This is a genomic window from Gallionella capsiferriformans ES-2 (genome assembly GCF_000145255.1).
Lineage (GTDB): Bacteria > Pseudomonadota > Gammaproteobacteria > Burkholderiales > Gallionellaceae > Gallionella > Gallionella capsiferriformans.
The window spans coordinates 1956201-1978676 of sequence record NC_014394.1; the positions used below are offsets into that span (position 1 = coordinate 1956201).

Sequence of the window (22476 nt, forward strand, 5' to 3'; positions counted from 1 at the left end):
TTCGATAGGGGTTAGTGTGGTGCGCGCTACTAAGTTTGTGTGGCGGAACTCTCGGGTTCAGCCCTGCCACATTCTGAACTTCCTTGAGTACACCACCCAGAGAGGTTCAGAATGAGCCTGAAGTAAAGCACTGATGAGTGTAATCAATAGTTAATTCACACCCACTTGCGTATCGGTGACTACCTAAGGAATCATTAAGAACTTCTTTAAGTAATCATTAAGAACTTCTTTATGTATCTTCTCTTTTTATCAACCACTATAACCCCCCTATCACGCAGCCCAATGAATACGCGGCTTGCAGCCCTGTGGATAACTTTGGTAATGCGGGGCTTGAGTAGTGGTACTAAATGATGCTCCCGCTAGGATTGCATTTAACGCTATCTTATCGCTCCGCCTATGTGTTGGTATCAAATAAATACACGGATGCGCTCTAGGTGGCTTAAAGAGGCTCTGTGGGTGCTGACTGAGCATTATTAATCAATATGGCAGCACATCCGCGATGAGTTCCCTTGTGTAATCCTCAGGGCTGGCGCTGGCTAGGTACTATTTCATCATCCGCTGTAATGTGGACAGGGATATATTCAAATCAGTAGCGGCCTTCCTCCAGCTAGTACCGCCATCAAGTAAAGCCTGTGCGCTGGCCTTCAGGTCTGCATTGTTGATCTTCATAGGTCTACCCAGTTGCACCCCGTTGGCCTTCTTGATCGCCAGTGCTGCCTTGGTACGCTCACCTATCAGCTCACGCTCAAACTGGCTAATAGCTGCCAACATGGTCAGGGTCAATCTTGAGGTCGGGGAACTATCCAGCACACCCAGCCCCAGCACCACTACTGAGACACCACGGGCTATCAGTGCTTCAATGGTGGCGATTACATCCATCGTATCCCGCCCCAATCTATCCAGCTTGGCAACCACTAAAGAATCCCCTGAGGTGATCTGTGTACTCAGTTGCTTGAACTGCTCACGCTGCATGGCTGGAATCTTCCCTGATACACCATGCTCTGTGTATACCAGCCGCTCACCTACAGCATGACCAGCCTGTTCAATTGCATATAGCTGCTGCTCGGTAGTCTGATCCTGTGTACTGACCCGAAGATATGCGAAGATTGCCATGATGATTCCCCTGTGTGTTTGATTACTCAAAATAGGGGTGCATTATCTCGGTACAGTGTATCGCTGTCAATACCCCATTTAAGAATACGCATTCACTGTATTCATTTTCGTACCTGTAAACGTTGGTTAAAGAATACAGTGTGAGAGTGCCAGCAAGGGGTTAGCGGTAGCTTGCCTATATGTTGGTATCAATTGATTGCAGCGGTGCGCCGTATGGCTTCCTGAGGGTTCTATAGGGCTGTGCGCTGTCCTGCTGTGCTGCGTGGCTACATCAACAGGCAAAGAAAAAGCCGCACAGTGGCGGCCTGATGTATTCCTTAGAGCTGATGCTGGATTATTGCCAGCTATGCGCCGCACCTGAGCGGATCGCCCCCGCATAGTGACCCAGCCCCCCGAAGCTTTCTAGGAGTTCATCAATCCCTTCTTTAAGCACAGCACCCGATATATCCCACTCCGTTGGGGTCGCCTTATTGAGGCTGTACGCCTTCACCGTATCAAAGTCATCAAGGAACTCGCGCACCCTTGCGGACAGGATCGCTTCAATGTCTGCCCGTTGGTAGTCCTCTATGCGCTGTGCTGATTCAAGTGCTGCTGTGTGTACCTGTGTCATGTTCCGTTGCTCCGTTGTGGTTGAAAGAGGGCGCACTGTATCGGATATAGATGGGCTGCACAAGAGTTAATTATCAATATAATCAATCACATATCAAACTCTTTGACTCTTGATAACACCCTGACAATTGAGAAGGGAGGTTAGTCAGGCTACCCGCCCTTGGTACTTCAAAGCCCCCGAAGATTCCCACGCCACACCATAGGCACAGCGACTGGGCACAGGGGGAAGAACGGTGCGGAAGACCTTTAGGACACCCCTCGAAAATTTACAGAAAATATAATCCAGTTCATGCCTAAACTGTAAGTGTGCTTATCAGGTTAACCCCGTACAATCCGCCCCCTCACCAAGATCAACGGAGAAGCATCGTTCACAGCCGAGAAGTTTTTATGAATAAAGTTATTAACTCGTTATCAATAGGCGTTTTGGTATCCATCCTGTGTACCGGATGTAGCCCACAGCCAGCACAAAACACAAAGTCCGAAGGTGTGCCGTTCATCATGCACTGCACAGAACATCTCCCTGAGTTCTCTCTAGGCGTTAACTCACACCCGAGCATTGAGCAGCAATCTGCCCTTTGCTCCTGTATATATAACGGACTCAGTGAATGGACACGAGAAGTAGCTGAAAAACTCCATCAAAAGAAAGACGCCGAACTAACATATTTTGAACAACGAGCCTTCCCTAGCGGCTTTGGTGAAGCGTACCAAAAATGCGGCGGCATGAATTTATAAATTTATATACAAATCAAGGAGATAATATAATGATTAGAATTATAAGAACTATTGGATATGCGCTGTTTTATGCAGCCCTCGGCTTCATCATTTTGGGCTTTATCGGGGTATGGATGAAGGAAGGATTCTCGGCTGCCATAGAGCTAATGAGTCCCTACAATCTGATTAATTTCATTTCCATGCTAATTACGGTTGCCCCCGGTATTGGCCTAATTGTTTGGGCTGAGAAGATGGAAGATAGAAAACTTAACAAGTCACCCTTGCGTTAGTTAATTCAGAATGGATACTTCACCCGCTCCATCGCCGCCTGTTTGACCTTCAAGGTAGCGCCCCCTGAGTAAAGCCCGTAGGTGATCCTCGGCTTCTCATGGCCTACTATGTCAGCCGCTAGGTTCTCACTCACTCCAGCATTCTCAAGTAACGTGGTGAGGGTTTTCCTGATTGAGTGGAACACATGGCCGCCGCTGTATTTCAGGTCAGTCTTGAGAATCCCGAAGCGCTTCCCTATAGCATTTGACCTGTCCCCGTACTTGTTGAAGGTAAGCCCTGAGAGCAGATAGCCATCTACGGATTCCGCCTTGAGTTTACCCACCAGCTCCTTAATGGATGAGTGAATAGGCACTTCCCTCACTCCAGCCCCTGTCTTGGCCTCAATGATATGGAAGGAAGAGTCCGTCACATCGGCAACCTTGATGGCGCATAGCTCGGCTATCCGTGCGCCCGTGTACGCTCCCAACATAATCAGGCTTTGTAGCTGGCTGTCCTGTTTATCGTAAGCGTCCGGCCGCTCCACCTGTTCGGATGAGCCGGTTTATGCAGTCGGTTTGATAGGCAGCAATTCGTCGATGCGGCGCATAGTCCAGACGGGGAGTTTTTCCAGTGTGTCTTTCAGCCAGGCGGACGGTTCAATGCCATTGAGCTTGGCGGTAGCGAACAAGCTTTGAATTGCAGCAGCCCGTTTGCCCGTACGTTCACTTCCTGCAAATAACCAGTTCTTCTTACCCAGTGCAATCGGGCGGATCGCATTTTCCACCGGGTTATTATCGATGGGTAGATTGCCGGTCTGTGCATAGCGAATCAGGCTGGGCCAACGATGCAGGCTGTAGTCGATCGCACGGGCCAGTCCGCTGCCGTCAGCCGTTGCGATACGTAAGCGGATCAGCCAGTCGTGCATGTCCACCAGTATCGGCAGACTGTTTAGTAGGCGGTGTTCTCCACGGGCCGCATGGTCCATTTCGCGAGCCTCTGCTTCAACAGCGTAAAGTTGGGCAATACGCCGCAACGCTTCCGCCGCCTGTGGATGTGCGCCACTGACCTGAAGGTCGAAGAATTTGCGCCGGGCATGCGCCCAGCAGCCAAGCTCGGTAACAGCAAATTGTGCATCGGCGGCAAACATCTTCTTGTAGCCGCCGTAGTCGTCGACCATGAGACTTCCTTGCCAGCCATGCAGAAAGTCTCGCGCATGCTGACCGGATCGGCTGCACTGGTAATCGAACACCACGATCGGAGGTCCCTCATCCAGATCGTTACTCCGGTAGCTCCACAGATAAGCACGCTTGGTCTTGCCTGCTCCCGGATCCAGTTGTTTCACCGGTGTTTCGTCGGCATGCAGTACCTGCCGTTGCCTGAGCAGTTCAGATAGCCTGTCTGCAAGCGGTTGCAGGGCAAAGCCCATGCGACCGATCCATTCGCTCATGGTGCTGCGCGACAGATTGACTTGTTGCCGGGCGGCGATCTGTTCCAGCCTGTACAGCGGCAGATGATCCAGATATTTGCTAGTGGCAACCCAGGTCAGCAAACCGGGCGCGGCCAACGAGCCGTCGATTACCGCAGGCGCCACGGGTGCTGCGGTGATGGTTTCGCACTTGCGGCAGGCATACTGCGGGCGAATATGGCGAATCACAAAGAAGCGCGCCGGTTCGATGTCCAGTTGTTCGCTGACATCTTCGCCGATCTTGACCAGATCGGACTGGCAGGCGGAACAGGTGCAGGAATCCGGTTCGTGGCGCACAACGACACGCTCCAGATGTTCGGGCAAGGTCTGGCGACCGGAACGCGCTCTCGGTGCTGCAGTCGTTGCCGGTAGCTCGGCTTCAACGGCGGCGATATCCTGAACCACATCATCCTCGAACAATGAGCGCTGTTCTGCGCTCATCGCTTCGTTCTTGACGCCATACCGCATGCGGCGCAGATAAGCCACCTCCTGGATCAGTGCCTGAATCTTGATATCTTGTGTTTTGAGCGTTGAATTCAGCGACTGAACAAGTTCGGTGAGACGGGCAATCTCGTCATCGCGAGACTGAGAAGTGACAGAATGATCGGTTTTATCCAGTGAATTCATGGGCTTGATTATATCAAATCCAGCCAAAAAACTCACTTAACATCAGGTGGTTAGGCGCTAAACTCGCCACTGCACGGAAGGTGATGCACACAGCCGTTGCCAGTCCACTCCGGTTGTCAACCAACGCCATTGTTCCGCGCTCATTTGGAACAAGGTTTCACCGGGTGCAGGCCATTTAAAACGTCCCTTGTGCAGGCGACGATGGCACAACCAGACGCCGGTGCCATCCCAGATCAATAGCTTCAGGCGGGAGTAATTGCGATTGGTGAATCCATAGGCTGTGCCATCGCAGGGAGAACGTCCGTCAATCTGCTGGATCAGCAATGACAGTCGATCCATGCTCCAGCGCATGTCTACGGGTTCCGCGTGCAGGAATACCTGTTCCGGCTGGATCATTTGAGCCACGCACTTAACCATGTGGCACAAGCTTGCGCTTGATTGCCTGGCCAGCGGATGTTGATGTGCGTGGTGCGCTTGGTCAGACTAATCTCAATGGGCTCAGTGCAAGCGGCTTCAGTCTGAGCCTTTACCGGCAATTCGACTTGAACGGCAACCAGTTTTGAAGGTTCTGCTGAGACAGAGGCTGGCAGTTGATTCCGGTAGCGGTCGATCCATTTGCGCAGCAGGTTGGTATTGATACCGTGCGCCAGCGCGATTCTTGAAACAGATACGCCAGGCTGGCATTGTGCGACCAGTCCTTGCCTGAACTCGGTTGTATACGTGCGTCGGCGAGGTGCAGGATTCGTAGTACTCATGATGGTGTCCACTTAAATTAGGTGGACACCATGCTCTTATCTTTCGCTTAACGAATCAATGTGGCGCGGATGGACGCTTACTGTTTATCCCCTGCCTTCTTCCATAGGGTGACAACATCGGAGGGCTTAAAGGGAATCCATGAGCCAGCCGTGGAAGCCTTCTTGTTCTTGGTGAGGTTGACAACCCCGAAGAATGGGTCAATATCAATCGGCACAACATCCTGTGATTGCAGGTACTTCCAGTAATTACGGCAGAAGCTGACTATGCGCTCCAGTGAGGCGGACTTCTTGCCGTCCTTCTCCAACTCCTCAAGCCAGCCCTTCACAGCCTTCTTATTGATGGACTCAAGGGATGAAAACTTACCCAACATCATTGAGACATCCTTTACCATCTGGTCAATGGTCTTGGGTTTCAGGTGGCCTAGTTGCGCCTTCCATGCCTCATAGTGTGCATTGCTCTGGGTGCGTGTACCTGTGGCGATGCCGTGGAACTCTTGGGCAGCTTCCTTCCCTTTGGTTTTAACCAACTCCCGCGCTTTGTCAGTTAGGAATTCCTCGGCAATCTGTAGCTGATCTGGGTCATGCGCCTTGGATTCCAACTCACGTTTCCATAGTAGCGCCTCAAGATGCACGGGGTTGGTTATCCCCATTGCTTGTCTGAATTGAGCCTTCCAGCTTGCCACCAGTGGCGCTGCCAATATCTCAGCTTCCCGCTTGTCAGGTGTACCGAGTGACTTAACCAACCTCCGCTTACCATCAAAGAGGCTTCTAACTCCCGTTGGGACTTCTAGTGTTGCGTACCAAAGCTGACGGCGGCGTTCTATGTGTGCCATGTTGGGCGCTCTATGAGGTGAAAAGGAGGCCATTATATCACGCCTCACCCACACGTTTCACCCACACACTCAGGGTAAATAATTCAATATAATCAATGCTATTAGCTAGTTACGCCCACCTTACGGAGTCTCCCCCCTTCTCCGCCAAACAGCGCAAACCCATTGATTTTACGGCACTTTTTTTAAAATCATGGTGAAACGATTAGGGGACACAACTTGACGGTTGGAGTCCCCTTTTTAATGCCTCCCCCCTCGCAACACGCCTCAAAACCTCACGCCACGGCATTTATTGCTTTCGCCCCCCATTCAAAAGCGATACACCGCCCCCGACTGTTCAAAGAAAACTCTCGATTTAATATTTTTAAATTTATCAGTTAGCTCTTGAGTTTCTGCCCCACAGCTTTATGCGTCCAAAGAGGTTAATCAGCGCGACTGTAAGCAATGCAACATTACTCATCTTCTGCATAAATATTTGCTACTTGAAAGATAGTGCCGAAATCATTTTCAAGGTTAAAATCAGCAAGAACCAACAGGGAGCGTAACGATGGAATACCGGCAATTAGGCAGCAGCGATTTACAGGTGTCAGCACTCAGTTTGGGAACCATGACTTTCGGCGAGCAGAACAGCGAGGCGGATGCCCACGCGCAACTTGATCTGGCCACGGCGCATGGTGTGAATTTTATCGATACCGCCGAGATGTATCCGGTGGCCCCCAGAGCCGAAACCCAAGGACTCACCGAACGCTATATCGGCTCATGGCTCAAACACCAGCGACGCGATCAGCTGATCATAGCCAGTAAAATTGCGGGCCCCGCTCGCGGCTTCTCGTGGATACGCAACGGCCCGCGCATCAACCGTGAACACCTGAATGCTGCGATCGACGGCAGCCTCAAGCGCTTGCAGACCGACTATCTGGATTTGTACCAGATTCACTGGCCGGACCGCTACGTACCGATGTTCGGTGCGACCAGCTATGAAGCATCGCAGGAACATGAAACCACACCGATTGCAGAACAACTGCTGACCCTCTCCGAATTAGTCGAAGCGGGAAAAATACGCCATATCGGTCTGTCCAACGAAACGCCATGGGGGGTCGCCGAATTTGTGCGCTGTGCGGAGCAAATGGGACTGCCGAAAGTGATCAGCATCCAGAATGCCTACCATCTGATGAACCGCACCTTTGAGAGCGGACTTGCCGAAGTCTGCCATCATACTCACATCGGACTCTTAGCTTACAGCCCGCTAGCCTTTGGCCATCTGTCAGGCAAGTATATCTCCGACCCGAAGGCTGTCGGACGCATCACGCTGTTTCCCGGTTTCGGCCAGCGCTATAACAAGATCAACGTTCCCTCTGCCAGTGCCGCCTACGTGCAAATCGCCATGCAAGCCGGACTTGACCCCGCACAGATGGCCTTAGCCTATGCCCGCACCCGCTGGTTCACCGCGAGCGTGATTCTGGGCGCAACAACGCGCTCGCAACTGCTCGATAATCTGGCGAGTGCAGAACTGACACTCTCAGCCGAGGTCATCGATCAGATCGACGCCATCCACAAACTGTATCCGAATCCTGCACCGTAGATAAAACGCTTACGACATGCTTAAAAATCTTCTTGGCTACGCAGCTTCCCGAAAAATCCTCACGGCATTACGTCCGCTGTTTTTGGCTTGATACATTGCAATATCCGCATGTTGGCATAAAGCGTGCTCATCGAGACCGTGCTCAGGATAAATAGCAATCCCTATGCTCGATGAGATGCTCAACTGCTCACCTGACAGGTAAAACGGCAGGTTAAGCGAGGCGCGAATTTTCTCTGCAACCCCGCACGCATCCAGTTCAGTTTCAATAACAGGCAATAGCACAATGAATTCATCTCCGCCAATGCGGGCCACTGTATCTGATTTACGCAGGCATTCGTGTATGCGTCTAGCCGCTTCTTTGAGCAATAAATCACCCACTGCATGACCATACTTGTCATTAACCGGTTTGAACTCATCCAGATCGATAAACATCAGTGCCATGGTAGTTTTTTCGCGCCGCGCAGCCGACAACGCCTGCAGCAGGCGATCATTCACCAACTGCCGATTAGGCAGTCCGGTCAGCGCATCATGAGTCGCCAATTTGGTGAGCTCATCGTTAGCAATCTGCAACTCGCGGGTACGCTGAGCAACGCTGTCTTCTAAAGAGGCATTGATCTCGTTAATCTGTTGAATCTTCTGTTTTACGGCTTGACTCATCGCAAAAAAACTTTCGGCAAGCTCGCCCATTTCGTCTCCACGATGCCCCGCCAATTCGGCAAGCTCACGATTGACCATCCCGCGTCCACTTGCCACACCGCGAAAGACCCGACTTAGCAGGGTCAATGGACGTGAGATGGAGTTTGCTAAATACCAGGCGAACGGCAAGATGACTACCAGACTAGAAATAGCAATCAATCCCAGTATCTCAAGCATTTGTCTGGTATTTTTTAATACGGCCTCCTGCGAACTCAATACCGCGATTGTCGCGATACGACGGCCTTCGCCCATGACAGGTAACAGGCGCTGATAAAAAGAGTTTCGCCCAATCACAATCTCATTAAAGCCCCCCTCATCCACCTTGCCCGCCCCTCCGTCTGACAAGGTCTGGTAAGCCGGCAAATTCGCACTGCTTAACATATTGCCGACAAAAACATTGACTCGAGTGTCAGTCAGGTGCGAGACATGATCAACAAAAGCCTGCCCTAATGGCTGCACCATCACCACCCATCCGAGTTGCTTCGCCTGCGCCCCCAGCCCAAACACCTCGCCCATAATCGGCATTTGCGACCGGATCGCCAGCCCACCGGCATTGATGACATAGTCGATCTTTTCATAACTTAGCATTGGGTCGCTTAACTGTGCACTCAACCCGGCAACGGTGCTGATCGTTCGCATGTTATTCCGGGTCAACTCTTCGCCATCCGCTAATACAGCAACTGAAAACACGACTTTCGGGGTGCGCTCTACAAAACCGACCCGCGTACGATGCCCGTCAAACTGAGCAAAACTTACCAGCTTCCCTTCAAAATCATAAATAGCAATGTCCGATAATTTTGCAACACGACCCATTTTATAGGTGTCCTTAACCAACTGCTGGTAAGTGACGAATAACGTTTCACGATTTTCCCCGCTATGAGCATATTGCGAGAGATACCAGAGCGTCGATCCTAAATTTTTTTGACTTGCCAACTGGCGCGATGCGATCAACTGATTGGATTTACGCTCGTTCAAATTGTCGTTAATAATGGCAGCATCCTTTGCCGAATGCTCACTGGCTTGCTCCATGTATTGGCGGCTGACAGCCCATGATACGACCAGCATGGAGACGACTGTGATCAGAACACCAAAAAAAATTGTGCCTAACAGTAATCGGGTCCGCAATCGCAACGTGTTCATTTTGCTATTTTTACAGTCGGGTCCACTACTGTCCGGTAGATTTTAAGTTCATTTCGCTGTAGCCCTTTATTGACGTGGCTTTCAGCACGTTTTTGCATTCCGACGATTTCAAATACTATCTGGAATCGCCTTTGGTTAAAAAACCGTATCGTTTGCCCTTTAATCGGCAGACGGAGCGGCAGCATGAATCGGGGCAAAACAGTTTTCGCACAATTGCTGGACTTCGTGCCGTTCAATCATTTCGAATATCTGACCGAGCGCTTTGCCGCCAACCACGGGATCAAGCATTTCTCCGCATGGAGCCAATTCATCTGCATGGCCTATGCACAACTGACCCGGCGCGATGGCTTGCGTGATTTGGTTGCCTGTCTCAATTCTCAGAAGAGCAAGCTTTACCATATCGGTATCCGCAGCAAAGTATCCCGTTCCACACTGGCCGATGCCAACGAACGGCGCGACTGGCGGCTGTTCGAGGCACTCGGCCATCGTTTGATCTCCATAGCGCTCGAACTGTACCGGGACGAGGACATCGGCCTGGGACTCAAAGAACCGCTCTACGCCATGGACTCGACCACCATCGATCTGTGCCTGACGCTGTTCCCCTGGGCGGAATTTCGTTCAACCAAGGCCGCCGTCAAAGCGCACACCATCATTGATCTGCGCGGTTCAATCCCTGTGTTTCTGTCCATTACCACCGGCAAGGTTCACGATGTCAATCTGCTCGACGTGATCCCATTCCCCGCTGGCACCATCGTCGTCATTGATCGGGGCTACCTGCACTTCGCCAGATTGTATGCGCTACACCAGCGCCAAGTTACCTTTGTCATCCGCGCAAAGAACAATCTCCGCTTTACCTGGATTGCGTCGCGCGAAGTGGACAAAGCCACTGGATTACGCTGCGATCAAACCATACTGCTGGCGACACCCAAATCAAAAACCGCTTACCCGGAACGCCTGCGCCGGGTTTCTTTCCGCGACCCGGAAACCGGCAAGCATTTGGTGTTCCTGACCAATCGCTTCGATTTGCCCGCGCTGACCATCGCCAATATCTACAAAAATCGCTGGCAAATCGAACTGTTCTTCAAGTGGCTCAAGCAAAACCTTGCCATCAAACATTTCTATGGCAATTCCCTCAATGCCGTCAAATCCCAAATCTGGATCGCAATATGCGTTTACCTGCTGGTCAGCATTGCCAAAAAACAGCTCAATCTTCCTGCCTCCCAGCAGATTTTACTGAATCTTTTTGAGGTCAATATGTTCGATAAAACCCCAATAAATCAAATGGTTGCAAATGCGATACAGAATCTTGACGAACCGGACATCAGTAAACAATTGAATCTATTCGATTTTTAACCGGACAGTAGTGAGTCGGGTCATAGGAAAGCACGGTCCGGTAAGCCGGAGGAGACGTTGAGACATCGTAGTTGTACTGTGCATAATTATCACGATCAACCATACCGAGCTTAATCAACATGGTATGAGGACGCGATTCGATGCGCCCCTCCAGATAATTAACTGTTGCATTGATAGCGACCCGCGCCTGACTCACCCCCTTAACATCAGTGGCCGCATAAATTTCGCCACGACGAATATGACCTATCATCTCGCGGGTCAGTCCGAAAGCAACAATTCTGATTTTTTCCTTTAGCCCGGCGTCATGAACCGGCAAAATAGCGGCAGGCGCACACGCCGTACAGCCTAAAATATAGTCCAGTTTTGAGCCGTGCGCAGCCAACAACTGCTCCGCCAACTGCGATTGGCCAACCAGATCGCTGTCGCCGTATCGGATATCGGCAATATTCACTTTAATCGGTGATTTTTTTGCGGCAGCGCGCGCCCCCGCCACCTCACCCATCACCCATCCCGCATCGGCAGGCCCCGGCAGCAATGCAACATTGATTGCCTTTAAACCGCGCCGCTGCGCATCGCGAATGACCCAGCCCATGGTATCAACGCCCATGCCTTTAAGCGACGAGGTAATTTTGATGGTCAAATCGTCACTGGTACTGTCGTTCGCCAGTTGAAAAACAGGAATACCTCGGGATCGAGCCTTGGCAATACTAGGATTGTTGGCGGTCTGACTGATGGGTGAAATGACGATTGCATCGTATTTTTCTGCGATAACCTCGTCCATCTTGCGTAATTGCCCGATCAGATCGTCATAACCATCAGCAGGAAATATATCGATTGCAACGCCCAAACGTTTAGCTTCGCTGATTAAACCGTAGGTACAATCGACCCAGTAAGGATCCTTAACATGCGGAAACAGAAAAGCGATGCGCCACGGACGACTTGCCGGCTCTGCCATCACATAAGTGCTGTCGACCACACGTCCGGTGGACAATGCATCATCGGCAGAACCACTTCTTTTCAGGGGAGGAAAAATCGAAAAAACCGGCACGGGTTCAAATTTTACGGTCGAGGACACCTGAGGCGTTTCCGCCGACGCCGCAACGCCACCGTGCAGACAGCATAACAGTAATGCACCATACATATATTTCTGGGACATATTTATCCTGCCAAGTGCGTAGTTGATCCCACAAACGGCTTAAATGCCTGCGGAGCTGCCAATGCAGTGTGCTGAACGACTAACCTAAAATTAACAACCGAAGGTTAGAGACACGATAAATTTCGGGGATAGGGGCTCACTATAAATCAAATTCAGATAAAGGGGTATTAGCTCATGAGCTAATACCCGATCGTTCACGCGGCCCGTCAAGCCTTCTCGAATTTCATCACGCCGCCCCGGCAATCTACTTGTATCGTATCTTTTGCGGCAAAACGCCCTTCCAATATCAGTTTAGCCAGCGGATTTTCCAGTTGCGACTGAATGGCACGCTTCAACGGCCTTGCACCATACACCGGATCAAACCCGGCAGTCGCAATCTCAGCTAAAGCTGACTCACTCACTGCCAGCTTCATCTCCATCGCCGCCAGACGTTTTTCCAGATACTGCAACTGGATGCCCGCGATGGACTTGATATTCTTCTCATCCAGCGCATGAAACACCACCACCTCATCGATGCGGTTAATAAACTCCGGCCTGAAATAGGTTTTGACTTCACCCATCACCGCAAGCTTGATCACCTGATAATCATCACCCGACATCTGCTGGATCATCTGACTACCTAAATTGGAGGTCATCACAATCACGGTATTTTTAAAGTCCACCGTGCGCCCCTGCCCGTCGGTCATGCGCCCGTCGTCCAGCGCCTGCAGCAAGACATTAAACACGTCAGGGTGCGCCTTTTCGACTTCATCGAGCAGAATCACCGAATAGGGCTTGCGGCGCACGGCCTCGGTCAAGCCACCGCCTTCTTCATAGCCGACATAACCTGGCGGCGCACCGATCAGACGCGCGACCGAATGTTTCTCCATATATTCGGACATATCGATGCGGATCAGATGATCTTCAGAGTCAAACATGAAACCTGCCAGTGCCTTGCACAGTTCGGTCTTGCCGACACCGGTAGGACCTAAAAACAGGAACGAACCATAGGGGCGATTAGGATCGGACAAACCAGAGCGCGAACGGCGGATCGCATCCGACACCAGCCGCACCGCCTCATCCTGCCCCACGACACGCTCATGCAACTTGTCTTCCATTTTGAGCAGCTTGTCGCGCTCACCCGTCATCATCTTGGAGACAGGAATGCCGGTCGCGCGACTCACCACTTCGGCAATTTCTTCAGCTCCCACCTGAGTGCGCAACAGTTTATTCTTTGATACGCCCCCTTCAGCTTCGCGCTGCGCCGCTTCTTTGAGCTTTGCTTCCATCATAGGCAACTGGCCATATTGCAATTCGGCCACTTTTTCCAGTTTCCCTTCCCTTTGCAGACGGACGATTTCGGCGCGCACCCTGTCAATTTCTTCCTTCAACTGCGCCGTGCCTTGTGCTGCGCCCTTTTCAGCCTTCCAGATTTCTTCCAGATCGGCATATTCACGGCTCAATTTGGCGATTTCCTCTTCGATCAGCGCATGGCGCTTTTTAGATGCCTCGTCCTTTTCTTTCTTAACCGCTTCGCGTTCGATCTTGAGCTGAATCAAACGGCGCTCCAGCTTGTCCATCACTTCAGGCTTGGAGTCGATCTCCATACGCACGCGCGCGGCCGCCTCGTCGATCAGATCGATCGCCTTGTCCGGCAAGAAGCGGTCGGTGATATAGCGGTTGGAGAGTTCCGCGGCAGCGATGATGGCAGGATCCGTGATATCCACGCCGTGATGCAGCTCGTAACGCTCGCGCAGCCCGCGCAAAATCGCGATAGTCGATTCAACCGATGGCTCGTCTACCAGCACCTTTTGGAAACGACGTTCTAAAGCGGCATCCTTCTCAATATACTTGCGATACTCATCGAGCGTTGTCGCACCCACACAGTGCAGCTCGCCGCGCGCCAGTGCAGGTTTCAACATATTGCCCGCATCCATCGCACCTTCCGCTTTACCCGCGCCGACCATGGTGTGTAATTCATCGATAAAGACGATCGTTTTCCCTTCATCCATCGCCAGCTCTTTGAGCACGTTTTTCAGACGCTCCTCAAATTCACCGCGATACTTAGCGCCTGCCAGCAGTGCTGCCATATCCAGACTTAGCACCTTTTTGTTCTTTAAGGATTCGGGCACTTCACCGTTGACAATGCGCTGCGCGAGTCCCTCGACAATGGCGGTCTTGCCCACACCCGGCTCCCCTATCAGCACCGGATTGTTTTTGGTGCGGCGCTGCAACACCTGTATCGCGCGACGAATCTCGTCATCCCGCCCGATCACAGGATCCAATTTTCCCTGTCTTGCGCGCTCAGTCAGATCGACCGTATATTTTTTAAGCGACTCGCGCTGCCCTTCAGCCTCTTGAGAGCCGACCGACTCGCCCCCGCGTACCGCAGCAATCGCCTGCTCCAGCGGTGCACGCGCAACCCCGTGGGTTTTTAGCAAGCGCCCTGTCTCACCCTTATCGCCCGTTGCGGCCAGTAAAAACATTTCACTGGCAATGAACTGGTCGCCGCGCTTCTGCGCTTCCTTGTCGGTCAAGTTAAACAGATTAGACAAATCGCGCCCCACTTGAACTTCGCCGCCGTGTCCTTCCACTTTAGGCAAACGTGACACCGCATCGGTCAATGCGACTTTCAAGGCGTTGACATTGCCCCCTGCACGAGCCAGCAGCGATCCGGCACCACTGTCGGCATCGTTCAACATCGCCAGCAACAAATGCTGCGGCTCGATAAACTGAGAATCTGAACCGACTGCCAGACTCTGTGCATCGGTCAGTGCTTGCTGCAACTTGGTAGTAAATTTGTCGAAACGCATAATGCTCTCCTTGATAAACAATTCAGTTAATGCGCAGGTGGGGGGAGAGAGTAACAATTTCAAGTCTGCACGATGAACGCTTATACTACGCTACCTTATCGGACAATACTGTTACTTGCCGCACCTATGAACAATCTAACCTCTCACATTCAGAACAATGTCAAAAACTCGCTCGATGAGGACATCGGCGACGGCGATTTAACGGCACAACTCTTGCCTGCAACGGCCCGCGCTCGTGCTCAGGTCATCACACGCCAGAGCGGCATCCTGTGCGGCAGCGCATGGTTTAACGAATGCTTTCTGGCGCTCGACCCGGCCTGTGTCATCACATGGTACGCAAAAGATGGCAATGCACTCCGTCCCGGGCAAACCCTGTGTGAAATTGAAGGGTACGCGCGCGCGCTGCTCACAGGAGAGCGCAGCGCACTAAACCTGTTGCAGACGCTGTCCGCGACCGCCACGCACACCCGCCGCTATGTCGATGCGGTGGCCGGCATTAATGTCAAAATTATGGATACGCGAAAAACCTTGCCCGGACTGCGCCATGCACAAAAATACGCAGTGACGGTCGGCGGCGGACACAATCAGCGTGCCGGGCTTTTTGACGGCATCCTGATCAAGGAAAACCATATCGCAGCAGCAGGCAGCATCAAGGCTGTTTTGGATGCGGCTTTCAAACTCGCTAAGTCTGACGTATCAGTACAAATCGAAGTGGAAAACATGATGCAACTTGATGAAGCACTGAATGCCGGCGCAAAATTGATCCTGCTCGACAACTTTGATCTCGACGCATTACGTTTTGCCGTAGAACACACCCGTGGGCGCGCTGAACTGGAAGCCTCCGGCGGCATCACCTTATCGGGTTTGCGCGAAATCGCCGAAACCGGCGTGGACCGCATTTCGATCGGCACACTGACCAAAGATATCGAAGCGCTGGATTTATCGATGCGAATTATGTAGCAAGTGGGAAGTGGGAAGTGGCAAAATATTTTAGGAAAAAATCATGACTGAATCTTTGCACATCGTCTGCCCGCATTGCGACGGCATAAACCGGGTACCTGGCGACAAATTAACGGAAAACCCGGTCTGCGGAAAATGCAAGGCATCGCTGTTCAACGCGCATCCGGTCGAACTCAATGCAGGAAATTTCAACCGCCATATCGGGCGCAGCGATATTCCTGTGCTGATCGATTTCTGGGCGCCCTGGTGCGGACCTTGCAAGATGATGGCGCCGGCTTTTGTAAAAGCGGCAGCGTTACTCGAACCCCGGATGCGGCTTGCAAAACTGGACACCGAGCAGGCGCAGGAACTGGCTGCTCAATACAACATCCGCAGCATCCCCACCCTGGCGCTGTTCAAAAATGGCCGCGAAATAGCTCGCCAGGCAGGCGCAATGGATGTAAACGGGATCGTCCAGTGGGCCCGCGCAAAACTTTAAAGTCCAGCCGACTCATAGATGAGCTAAAAGAATACAAAACAGGAGTTATCCTACAAAAAATAACGGCATTGGCCGACATTTTATTTTTTGCCGATATGGCATCATCCTCACAGTGGGTTTTAAGAGAGGGACGGATTTCCATCCGCACTTTTCACCGTATTTTGCAAAATCTGCGGTGAAACTTCACTTGAAATTCACAGAGGTATGCAATTTATCTCTCCTCCTTGGGGCAATCTTCGGGTTGCCCATTTTTTCATAGTCGCCCCGCAATAGCTAACCCGGTAATATCAAACGGCGGATCCCTTTTCCGCCTCACGCTGAGCAGGTTTAAAGCGACGTGATAGCCACTGCACGACATCGTCCACATAGGTAAACACGACCGGCACGACCAGCAGACTCAGGAAGGTTGACGTAATCAGCCCGCCGATCACGACGATTGCCATCGGCTCTCTGAAGCTACCATCCCCCATGCCGAGATTGAGCGCGACCGGCAGCATGCCCGCCCCCATTGCCATCGTCGTCATCACAATCGGACGCGCGCGTTTGCGACAGGCGTCGAGCAGCGCATCTCCCCGGTTCATGCCCCGTTCGCGGCGCGAAATGATTGCATATTCAACCAAAAGTATGGAGTTTTTGGTCGCGATCCCCATCAACATGATCAAACCGATCATCGAGGGCATCGACAGCGCAGTGCGCGAGAGAAATAACGCTAAGAACGCACCGGGTATTGACAGCACGAGCGCGGCCAATATCGTGGTCGGCTGCATAAAGTCCTTGAACAGAAGCACCAGCACGATATAGATACACAAAACACCGGTCGCCATCGCCAGACCAAAGCTTGCAAACAGTTCCTTCATCGCCTCGGCGTCCCCTATCGGTGCCAGCTCGATCCCGGCGGGCAACGTCAGGATTGACGGCAACGCCAGCGCGGCCGATTGCACCTTGCCCAAGGGTTGCCCCGCCAGTTCAATTTCGAAGGTCACATTGCGCTGCCGGTCATAACGGTCAATTTGCGCCGGCCCCGCATTCATCTCGATGCTGGCGATATTACCCAGCATCACAGGCCCCTTGGCGCCCGGCACGACCAGACGTGAGAGCAGCGCGATATTCTGTCTTGCCTCATCCTGCAACTTCACGACGATCGCCAACTGCCGGTCGGGCAGATTGAGTTTAGCCAGCGCCTGATCGTAATCGCCATTGGTTGCCACCCGCAGGGTTTCGGCAATGGCGCTGGATGTCACCCCCAGATCCGCCGCTTTCGCATAATCCGGACGCACCACGATCTCGGGGCGCAACAATCCGGCATTGGATACCACATTGCCCACGCCCGGTATCGTGCGCAACTCCTGCCCCACCTTGATCGAGTACTCATTGAGCAACTCGCCGTTTTCAGAGGACAGCACCAGTTGGTATTTATCGGCCGATGAGCCCATCCCCACCTTGACACGCACCCCGGGCAAGACCGACAGTGCATCGCGCAGTTCGGCCTCGATCTTCTGCTTGGCAGGACGCTGATCCATGGGTTTCAATTGAACCGACAAAGTCGCACGACGCACTTCGGAAACCCCGCCCGGCTCGAACGGATTACCCGCCGCAGAGCCGCCGCCGATCGCCGCATACACGAGTGTCACGTTGGCATTTTTAATCAGAATTTGACGCGCCTGCTCGGTCATCGCGAGCGAACTGTCAAAATTGCTGCCCGGGGCCAGCGTCAAAGACACCTGAGTTTGTGACTGGTTGTCTTTGGGCTGAAACGCCTTTTCAAGCGTACCGGCAAGGCCTAATGACCCCGCAAAAAAAATCGCCGTAACCAATAGCGTTGTTTTGCGGTGGGCAAGACACCAGCTGGCCCATGTCAGATACATGCCCATCCACGCGGGTTCGGCATGGGGCAACCGCGGGCGCAACAAATAGGCCGACATCATCGGCGTGAGCATGCGCGCCACCAGTAAGGAAAACAGCACGGCAATCGCGGAGGTCCAGCCGAACTGCACGAAGAAGCGTCCCGGAATGCCGCTCATAAAGGCGGTTGGCAAAAACACCGCGACCAGCGTGAAAGTGGTCGCAATCACCGCCATACCGATCTCATCGGCTGCCTCCATTGCAGCCTCATAGGGTGTTTTTCCCATTTCCAGATGGCGCATAATGTTTTCGATTTCGACAATCGCATCGTCCACCAGCACCCCCACCACCAGCGACAGCGACAACAAGGTAATCACGTTGATGGAAAAGCCGAACAGATACATCACGGCAAAGGTCGGAATGACGGCCAGCGGCAAAGCCGTTGCGGCGACGACCGTTGCACGGGTATTGCGCAAAAAGAAGATCACGACGATCACCGCCAGCAACGCTCCCTCGAAGATCATCTCCATCGAGCCCCGGTAGGCATCTGAAATCCGCTCGACGGTATCGAATACCTTTTCAGTATGCACATCGGGTCGTGAGGCTTGCAGTTTGTTGAGCGCTGCGGTCACACCATCGAACACCTCGACATCGCTAGAGCCCAACGATCTCATGATCTCAAAACCCACCACAGATTTTCCGTTAAGCATCGCCGCCTGACGGCGCTCCGCGATGGTGTCACGAACGGTTGCCACTTCGCCCAGTCTGATGCTGCGACCGTCTTTAAGGCTCAGCGTCATCTGTTCGAGCTGCTCGGCTGTCTGCACGGTTGCGACGGTACGCACGGCCTGCTCCATGCCGCCAATATCCATACGCCCGCCGGGTGCTTCCTGCTCGATCAGTTTCAGCCTTGCGGACACATCCGCCGCCGACAGGTTGAGTGCAAGCAGTTTGGCCGGATCAAGCTCTACACGCACCAGCCGCGTCACGCCGCCCACCCGACTGACCGCACCAACGCCCTTCACGCCCAGCATCAGCCGCGTCATGTTGTTGTCGACGAACCAGGACAATTCTTCCTCGCTCATGTTCGGCACGGTGACCGCATAAGTCAGTATGGGTTTACCTGAAATCTCGACCTTGCTGATGACAGGCTCGTTGATTTCGCGCGGCAGATCGCTGCGCACCCGCGTGACGGCTGAACGCACATCTTCCAAGGCCGCATGAGAGTCGCGCTCCAGCCTGAATTCGGCCGACACGATCGCTACGCCCTCTTTAACCTGGGTGTACAGGTGTTTTAAACCTTGCGCGCCCACTAGTGCATTTTCGATCTTGCGCGCAACCTCCGCCTCCATCTGGTCGGGCGATGCGCCGGGCAAAGTGGTGGTCACCGTGATCATCGGCAAATCGATGTCGGGAAACAGCTGGACCTTCATGGCCGAAAAGCCCATGAAGCCCGCCAGCGTCAACAGTACAAACGCGAGTATCGCGGGTATCGGATTTTTGATCGACCAGGCTGAAACGTTCATTGAGCGCGTCCTGCTACACGCACCAGATCACCCTCGACCAGAAATGCCCCACCCGATTCGACCACCTGCACCTCAGGCGAGAGTCCGCTGACAATCTCAATCAGATTGCCCTGACGTCGCCCGGTGATAATTTTTTTCGCCGCAACATGGGAATCGGCCCCAAGCACGAACACAAACGCTGAATTGTCACGCAACAGTACGGCCGACTGAGGCAATACCGTTGCCGTGTTTTCACCTGCGAGAAATACTCCCTTGGCAAACATACCTGCAACCAGTTCCGAATCAGCCGGCAGATTGACCAGCACCTGCCCGTAGCGCGTCTGCTGATTGATCGCAGGCGATACCGCGCGCACCACCCCCTGCACCGGCTTACCCTGCGCCGTAGTCAATTCGACTTTCATGCCTTTTTTGATCAGCCCCAGCTCGTCTGCCGTCACATCGGCGTGCCATTCCAGCCTGCCCTGACGGATCAGTCTGAACAGTTCCGCAGCAGGCTGCGTGATCGCGCCCACCGTGGCGTTGCGCGCTGAAATCACCCCCGCATCTGGCGCGGTGATATTTTGCTGCGCCAGTCGTTGTGCGCTGACCTTCAGACGGGCGCGTTGCGCGTCCAGTTTGGCGCGCGCCGTATTTTCCAGCGTCACAGCCTGTCCCGCCTGCTGCGCGCTGACAAAACCCGATTCAAACAGTTTGCGTATGCGCGCGGCATTGGCCGATGCATCAGCCAGCACGGCCTCGCTCTCCCGCAAGGCTGCCTGAGACTCAGCCTCATTTGCCTGCAAAGTATCGTTTGCAAGCGTAGCCAGCACCTGTCCGCGCACAACCTCGTCGCCCACGCTCACCCGCACGTCTGCGATGCGCACGCCGGTAATTTCCGATCCGATGATCGCCTCCTGCCACGCCACGATGCTGCCGTTCGCCTGCAGCGTTTGCTGCCACTGTGCCGATTTCAACGTGGTCGTGACCACTGTCAGTGCGGGTTTAGCAGACTGGGGGATGCCTTTTTCAGCCGGCGCACGATGCAACACCAGCACGCCTGCCACCAAGACCACGCCTAGCATCGCCCAGCGGACTTTATTCGATTTCAATGCACTCAAAGTACTCTCCGTATTCCCGATAGTCAGGTGCGTTTACGCGCGACCAGATCGATCAGCGCCGACATGCCGCAATGGCCTGCGCCTTCACATAGTTCGCTGTCATGTTCTGTCAGATGCAGAATATCCATATCGGCAAACGCATCGCGCAAGAGTGCCTCCGTATACAGATTCTCCGCAGCAGAAGGCCCGCCGGTTTTATATTCCAGCTGGCGCGGCGTATAGCCTTGCAGCAGCAACAGCCCGCCGGGTTTTAAGCAGCGTTTGATGCCTGCAAATTGCTGTTCGCGCGCAGCCGGATTCGCGTACTGTATAAAGATACCGGCAACCAGATCGAAACGACTTTCCGGCCAGTCCCAGTGCGCCAAATCGACTAATTCACAGTCCATCTTGACGCCGCGCAGTTGCGCTAACGCGCGCGCCTTTTCAACCGCCACGCTGGCACTATCCACCGATAAAACCTGCAAACCTTGTTCAGTCAGCCACACGCCGTTACGCCCTTCGCCGTCCGCCACGGCAAGACAGGACGTACCGGGTTGCAGACGGTTCTGCTGCGAGACTAAAAAGGCATTCGGCTCGGTGCCAAAATGATATTCCTCACCCGCATAACGCGCATTCCATACGCTCATAATCCCATCCCCTCGCCCATGCGCACGGGCAGCTGCGGCGCCCATTGCGCGTTAAATTTCAACGTGTCTTTCGGGAACAGCATCACGACCGTGGAACCTAGCAAAAAGCGCCCCATTTCATCGCCCTTTTTCAGATTAATTTGCTGATCGTCGTAGCGCCATTCACGCACCTCGCCGGTACGCGGCGGATTAACCACGCCATGCCAGACGGTCGCCATACTGCCGACGATGGTCGCACCGACCAGCGTCAAAACAAACTCACCCTGCGCGGTATCAAAGACGCACACTACCCGTTCATTGCGCGCAAACAAACCCGGCACGCCGCGCGCGGTCACAGGATTCACCGAAAACAGATCGCCCGGCACATAGATCATGCGCGTCAGGCGTCCGTCGCAAGGCATGTGGATGCGGTGATAATCGCGAGGACTCAGATAGATGGTGGCAAAGCTGCCGTCCTGAAACTGTGCCGCCAGCGTAGCATCGCCGCCGACCAGCGCGGTCGTCGAATAGGTGTGACCTTTCGCCTGAAACAGCTGATCATTTTCAATCGCTCCGAACTGGCTGATCGCGCCATCGACCGGACAAACATAGGTAGCCGACGCCAAAGGACGCGCATCAGACTTTAAGGCGCGTGTGAAAAAATCATTGAAAGTGGCATAACTCTGCACATCGGGATTGGCCGCTTCCGCCATGTTCACGTTGTAACGTGCGATGAACCACTTGATCAACGAGGGCGTCCATGAGGCCTGCGCACTGGCGACTTTTCCGGCGATTTCGGTCAGAGTCTGTTTTGGAAGAAGGTATTGCAAGAGAACTGCGAGACGATCGAACACGGTAGCCTGTCTGAT

Annotated in this window: 20 protein-coding genes; 6 read left to right on the top strand and 14 right to left on the bottom strand. The window is 53.2% G+C overall.

Annotation, left to right across the window (positions count from 1 at the left end; translation table 11 throughout):
* Nucleotides 1–543 precede the first annotated feature (543 nt).
* On the bottom strand, nt 544–1113 hold the full coding sequence (locus GALF_RS08990) for a recombinase family protein (RefSeq protein WP_013293746.1): 570 nt from the start codon (nt 1111–1113) through the stop codon (nt 544–546).
* 334 nt (nt 1114–1447) lie between these two features.
* Nucleotides 1448–1723, bottom strand: coding sequence for a hypothetical protein (locus tag GALF_RS08995; protein ID WP_013293747.1), 276 nt, complete (start codon nt 1721–1723; stop codon nt 1448–1450).
* Nucleotides 1724–2109: 386 nt separating this feature from the next.
* Here GALF_RS08995 and GALF_RS15565 point away from each other — a divergent pair, with 386 nt between their 5' ends.
* Both GALF_RS15565 and GALF_RS09000 read left to right on the top strand, forming a co-directional pair.
* Nucleotides 2110–2454, top strand: a complete 345-nt coding sequence (locus tag GALF_RS15565) for a hypothetical protein (protein WP_013293748.1) — start codon at nt 2110–2112, stop codon at nt 2452–2454.
* 29 nt (nt 2455–2483) lie between these two features.
* Nucleotides 2484–2723, top strand: a complete 240-nt coding sequence (locus GALF_RS09000; protein ID WP_013293749.1) for a hypothetical protein — start codon at nt 2484–2486, stop codon at nt 2721–2723.
* Nucleotides 2724–2728: 5 nt separating this feature from the next.
* Here GALF_RS09000 and GALF_RS09005 read toward each other — a convergent pair whose 3' ends face one another.
* The 5 genes from GALF_RS09005 to GALF_RS09025 all read right to left on the bottom strand — a co-directional run bounded on the left by GALF_RS09005 (nt 2729) and on the right by GALF_RS09025 (nt 6383).
* On the bottom strand, nt 2729–3247 hold the full coding sequence (locus tag GALF_RS09005; RefSeq protein WP_041938042.1) for a tyrosine-type recombinase/integrase: 519 nt from the start codon (nt 3245–3247) through the stop codon (nt 2729–2731).
* Between the two features lie 18 nt (nt 3248–3265).
* Nucleotides 3266–4795 (bottom strand): IS66 family transposase, encoded by a 1530-nt coding sequence (tnpC, locus tag GALF_RS09010; RefSeq protein ID WP_013292709.1) that lies wholly within the window; start codon nt 4793–4795, stop codon nt 3266–3268.
* Between the two features lie 57 nt (nt 4796–4852).
* Nucleotides 4853–5191, bottom strand: coding sequence for an IS66 family insertion sequence element accessory protein TnpB (tnpB, locus tag GALF_RS09015; RefSeq protein ID WP_013292710.1), 339 nt, complete (start codon nt 5189–5191; stop codon nt 4853–4855).
* Nucleotides 5188–5550, bottom strand: a complete 363-nt coding sequence (gene tnpA / locus GALF_RS09020) for an IS66-like element accessory protein TnpA (RefSeq protein WP_013292711.1) — start codon at nt 5548–5550, stop codon at nt 5188–5190. Before tnpA ends, tnpB begins: the two co-directional genes overlap by 4 nt.
* 77 nt (nt 5551–5627) lie before the next feature.
* Nucleotides 5628–6383, bottom strand: a complete 756-nt coding sequence (locus GALF_RS09025; protein ID WP_190274065.1) for a DUF6538 domain-containing protein — start codon at nt 6381–6383, stop codon at nt 5628–5630.
* Nucleotides 6384–6927: 544 nt separating this feature from the next.
* Between GALF_RS09025 and GALF_RS09030 the strand changes: the two genes are divergently transcribed.
* Nucleotides 6928–7962 carry an NADP(H)-dependent aldo-keto reductase gene (locus GALF_RS09030; RefSeq protein ID WP_013293750.1) on the top strand — a complete coding sequence of 345 codons (1035 nt, stop codon included), beginning with the start codon at nt 6928–6930 and terminating at the stop codon, nt 7960–7962.
* Nucleotides 7963–7998: 36 nt separating this feature from the next.
* Here the strand turns inward: GALF_RS09030 and GALF_RS15945 are convergent, their stop codons facing one another.
* A complete protein-coding gene (locus GALF_RS15945) occupies nt 7999–9723 on the bottom strand; it encodes a GGDEF domain-containing protein (protein ID WP_223293687.1) in 1725 nt (574 codons plus the stop codon).
* A gap of 258 nt (nt 9724–9981) precedes the next feature.
* Here GALF_RS15945 and GALF_RS09045 point away from each other — a divergent pair, with 258 nt between their 5' ends.
* Nucleotides 9982–11151 carry an IS4 family transposase gene (locus GALF_RS09045; RefSeq protein ID WP_013292311.1) on the top strand — a complete coding sequence of 390 codons (1170 nt, stop codon included), beginning with the start codon at nt 9982–9984 and terminating at the stop codon, nt 11149–11151.
* On the opposite strand, the gene torT is transcribed toward GALF_RS09045, so the two are convergent.
* Both torT and clpB read right to left on the bottom strand, forming a co-directional pair.
* Nucleotides 11120–12307: a TMAO reductase system periplasmic protein TorT gene (gene torT, locus GALF_RS09050; protein WP_013293752.1), complete on the bottom strand. Its 1188-nt coding sequence runs from the start codon at nt 12305–12307 to the stop codon at nt 11120–11122. The genes GALF_RS09045 and torT overlap by 32 nt on opposite strands.
* 206 nt (nt 12308–12513) lie before the next feature.
* On the bottom strand, nt 12514–15099 hold the full coding sequence (gene clpB / locus GALF_RS09055) for an ATP-dependent chaperone ClpB (RefSeq protein ID WP_013293753.1): 2586 nt from the start codon (nt 15097–15099) through the stop codon (nt 12514–12516).
* Between the two features lie 126 nt (nt 15100–15225).
* Between clpB and nadC the strand changes: the two genes are divergently transcribed.
* Both nadC and trxC read left to right on the top strand, forming a co-directional pair.
* Nucleotides 15226–16059: a carboxylating nicotinate-nucleotide diphosphorylase gene (nadC, locus tag GALF_RS09060; protein ID WP_013293754.1), complete on the top strand. Its 834-nt coding sequence runs from the start codon at nt 15226–15228 to the stop codon at nt 16057–16059.
* Between the two features lie 43 nt (nt 16060–16102).
* The gene (gene trxC / locus GALF_RS09065) at nt 16103–16537 is read left to right on the top strand and encodes a thioredoxin TrxC (protein ID WP_013293755.1); all 435 of its coding nucleotides are present in this window, start codon (nt 16103–16105) and stop codon (nt 16535–16537) included.
* A gap of 287 nt (nt 16538–16824) precedes the next feature.
* Here the strand turns inward: trxC and GALF_RS09070 are convergent, their stop codons facing one another.
* From GALF_RS09070 to asd, 4 genes are read right to left on the bottom strand one after another with little or no spacing between them, the layout of a single operon-like run.
* A complete protein-coding gene (locus tag GALF_RS09070) occupies nt 16825–19905 on the bottom strand; it encodes an efflux RND transporter permease subunit (RefSeq protein WP_013293756.1) in 3081 nt (1026 codons plus the stop codon).
* Nucleotides 19902–21002 (bottom strand): efflux RND transporter periplasmic adaptor subunit, encoded by a 1101-nt coding sequence (locus GALF_RS09075; RefSeq protein ID WP_041938045.1) that lies wholly within the window; start codon nt 21000–21002, stop codon nt 19902–19904. The genes GALF_RS09070 and GALF_RS09075 overlap by 4 nt, the downstream gene beginning before the upstream one ends.
* Before the next feature lie 23 nt (nt 21003–21025).
* Complete coding sequence (locus GALF_RS09080; protein ID WP_013293758.1) at nt 21026–21628, bottom strand: SAM-dependent methyltransferase; 603 nt, start codon at nt 21626–21628, stop codon at nt 21026–21028.
* A complete protein-coding gene (gene asd, locus GALF_RS09085; RefSeq protein WP_013293759.1) occupies nt 21625–22461 on the bottom strand; it encodes an archaetidylserine decarboxylase in 837 nt (278 codons plus the stop codon). Before asd ends, GALF_RS09080 begins: the two co-directional genes overlap by 4 nt.
* Between the last annotated feature and the right edge of the window lie 15 nt (nt 22462–22476).

What these genes read in the sequence shown, in the direction of transcription:
- GALF_RS08990 (WP_013293746.1), bottom strand. Translation starts at nt 1,113, where the DNA reads ATGGCAATCTTCGCATATCTTCGGGTCAGTACACAGGATCAGACTACC.
- GALF_RS08995 (WP_013293747.1), bottom strand. Translation starts at nt 1,723, where the DNA reads ATGACACAGGTACACACAGCAGCACTTGAATCAGCACAGCGCATAGAG.
- GALF_RS15565 (WP_013293748.1), top strand. Translation starts at nt 2,110, where the DNA reads ATGAATAAAGTTATTAACTCGTTATCAATAGGCGTTTTGGTATCCATC.
- GALF_RS09000 (WP_013293749.1), top strand. Translation starts at nt 2,484, where the DNA reads ATGATTAGAATTATAAGAACTATTGGATATGCGCTGTTTTATGCAGCC.
- tnpC (WP_013292709.1), bottom strand. Translation starts at nt 4,795, where the DNA reads ATGAATTCACTGGATAAAACCGATCATTCTGTCACTTCTCAGTCTCGC.
- tnpB (WP_013292710.1), bottom strand. Translation starts at nt 5,191, where the DNA reads ATGATCCAGCCGGAACAGGTATTCCTGCACGCGGAACCCGTAGACATG.
- tnpA (WP_013292711.1), bottom strand. Translation starts at nt 5,550, where the DNA reads ATGAGTACTACGAATCCTGCACCTCGCCGACGCACGTATACAACCGAG.
- GALF_RS09025 (WP_190274065.1), bottom strand. Translation starts at nt 6,383, where the DNA reads ATGGCACACATAGAACGCCGCCGTCAGCTTTGGTACGCAACACTAGAA.
- GALF_RS09030 (WP_013293750.1), top strand. Translation starts at nt 6,928, where the DNA reads ATGGAATACCGGCAATTAGGCAGCAGCGATTTACAGGTGTCAGCACTC.
- GALF_RS15945 (WP_223293687.1), bottom strand. Translation starts at nt 9,723, where the DNA reads ATGCTGGTCGTATCATGGGCTGTCAGCCGCCAATACATGGAGCAAGCC.
- GALF_RS09045 (WP_013292311.1), top strand. Translation starts at nt 9,982, where the DNA reads ATGAATCGGGGCAAAACAGTTTTCGCACAATTGCTGGACTTCGTGCCG.
- torT (WP_013293752.1), bottom strand. Translation starts at nt 12,307, where the DNA reads ATGTCCCAGAAATATATGTATGGTGCATTACTGTTATGCTGTCTGCAC.
- clpB (WP_013293753.1), bottom strand. Translation starts at nt 15,099, where the DNA reads ATGCGTTTCGACAAATTTACTACCAAGTTGCAGCAAGCACTGACCGAT.
- nadC (WP_013293754.1), top strand. Translation starts at nt 15,226, where the DNA reads ATGAACAATCTAACCTCTCACATTCAGAACAATGTCAAAAACTCGCTC.
- trxC (WP_013293755.1), top strand. Translation starts at nt 16,103, where the DNA reads ATGACTGAATCTTTGCACATCGTCTGCCCGCATTGCGACGGCATAAAC.
- GALF_RS09070 (WP_013293756.1), bottom strand. Translation starts at nt 19,905, where the DNA reads ATGAACGTTTCAGCCTGGTCGATCAAAAATCCGATACCCGCGATACTC.
- GALF_RS09080 (WP_013293758.1), bottom strand. Translation starts at nt 21,628, where the DNA reads ATGAGCGTATGGAATGCGCGTTATGCGGGTGAGGAATATCATTTTGGC.